Source organism: Oleiphilus sp. HI0080 (assembly GCF_001635135.1).
The window spans coordinates 1-1,829 of the sequence record NZ_LWFU01000622.1 but is presented as its reverse complement, the minus strand read 5'-3'; the positions used below and the strand labels follow the sequence as shown (position 1 = coordinate 1,829).

At 44.7% G+C, this 1,829-nt stretch carries 3 protein-coding genes; 2 read left to right on the top strand and 1 reads right to left on the bottom strand.

What is annotated here, in order from left to right; genetic code table 11:
- The first annotated feature begins 701 nt into the window (after nt 1-701).
- Nucleotides 702-908: a ribosome modulation factor gene (gene rmf / locus A3751_RS13630; protein WP_068456989.1), complete on the top strand. Its 207-nt coding sequence runs from the start codon at nt 702-704 to the stop codon at nt 906-908.
- Between the two features lie 82 nt (nt 909-990).
- Here the strand turns inward: rmf and A3751_RS13625 are convergent, their stop codons facing one another.
- On the bottom strand, nt 991-1,395 hold the full coding sequence (locus A3751_RS13625) for a flagellar basal body-associated FliL family protein (protein WP_068456986.1): 405 nt from the start codon (nt 1,393-1,395) through the stop codon (nt 991-993).
- Nucleotides 1,396-1,611: 216 nt separating this feature from the next.
- Between A3751_RS13625 and A3751_RS13620 the strand changes: the two genes are divergently transcribed.
- Nucleotides 1,612-1,829, top strand: a 218-nt coding sequence (locus A3751_RS13620; RefSeq protein ID WP_156492458.1) for a disulfide bond formation protein B, incomplete at its 3' end; no start/stop codon positions are given.

The following is a 1,829-nucleotide window of genomic DNA, read 5'->3' as shown; positions in this document are numbered from 1 at the left end:
AGCCATGATAACGCTGAGCAAATCAAACAAGGAGATACGGTTTCTTTTGACAAGTTTCTTTCGGACTACGTCAGCTAGACCAGACTCATCCAACGCCGGTCGGCGCCAAGGTTACTGATCTTGCGCTATATGCGCTAGATCGTTTCAGCTGAAACGCCTATTCTCTATGACTCTTTGCGCCTACATTCTTTGAGACGCCCCCCTTATTTAAACATCCGCCTTATCGTATTAATTACCGTGCAACACGCTTCACAAAACGCATACGCGGTGATACGCAGCTCGCAAATATTAAGTACCGAAATTCGCTTCCGTCACGTTTCTAACAAAACTGTCACTATGCCCAATTTGCAGATACTGAAACCTATGCTAATTTTGTAAGTGTATGTAACGAATTGTTTCGTCAAAATTACAAGCTCATACATAAAGAAACATATTTGACATGCAGAGTAGTGTTCATTGCACTAACGTAAAGATATGTAATTCGTAAATGTGTACTGAGGGCAAGGATGCACTCACGCGCAACTCTTCGGAGTAGCGCTAATCAAAAAAACAGAAGCAAACCACATTTTACGAACTACACTACCGAAAACTAGTGTTGACTAAGAAGCGCGCCGAACCGCTGGAAGTCGAACGAAAACAGGGTGAATGAAGCTCTGTGTCGCTCAAAGTGCGAAGGCAGCCTATTGAAAGTGGAGTGGCCCATGGCCGAAGACATTTCTTTAAGCTGGAATATTGATTCTCTAAACAAAGCTTACAAGCAAGGCTACATGGCGGGCGTTATGGGCTCTGACCGTAACAGGCGACCTGCAATGAGTGAAGTGGTGCTTGCCGCTTGGGAAGCAGGCTGGGAAGACGGCAACGACGTAGCGCTAGAAGACGCGCCGAGTTCTGCCCGCATTGCCTCTTAAACAGACTGTTAATCAGCGCTTTGAAAAGTACTTGTTAAAGAAAGCGACTCGATACCTCCTGAGCCGCTGACACTAAGATCTCTCAAATCTGAACAACAAAGCTGGTAAACAGCAAATCTTCCACTCCCGTTTTACCAATCTCTTCTGCCAATGCCTCTTTCACTCTACTTAAAGCAGCAACACGAATCGTCTCTTGTGCCGCAGGCGCACTCATTTGCTCTTTTGTTTGTGCTGAAAGCAACATGACGATTTGATGACGCACCAACGCTTCATTTTGCTTCACTTTCTCTAAAAGCTCTTCATTTTCAACTTTCAATGACACTTCCGCTTTAACGTAAGAAAGCTTTTTTTCAGACAAACCAAAATTACTGACAAATGCAGGAGAGATGTTGTGGTAAATCGATCTTTTACTTGGCGTCTCGCCATCTTCCGCAACAGCCCAAGAGGTGACGAACATGCTGAGGATAAAAGCCAGAGCAAACTTCATACATACGTTCCTTAAAGAGTTTGTTTATCTTAAAGAGTTTATTTGTCGGCACAAAGTATAAGTTGAGCCGAGCAAGAGTGCTTGTTATGAACGGTGACTATTTGTAGCCCATGGTCGCAGTTCACAAAAATTAAGAAGACTTAACTCGCCAAATCAACGGCCAGATCGCGACAATGGAAGCATACTCCGTTGAAAAACATAAGAGATCCACGTTAAGTGAAACTTCCAAATTCCTTGATTGCGGCGGCTATAGCAATTATCGGCACAGGCCTCGTGCTGATTGCCAGCTACGTTGAGCCATTTGCCAGCATGAACCCCTGTCCAATGTGTATGATGCAACGAGCAATCTACCTGACAACGGCAGGCTTCGCGATCCTTGCCCTGGTAAGCCTTAGGCATCGCTTATTCGCTACGATTTTTAGCATTCTAGGTTT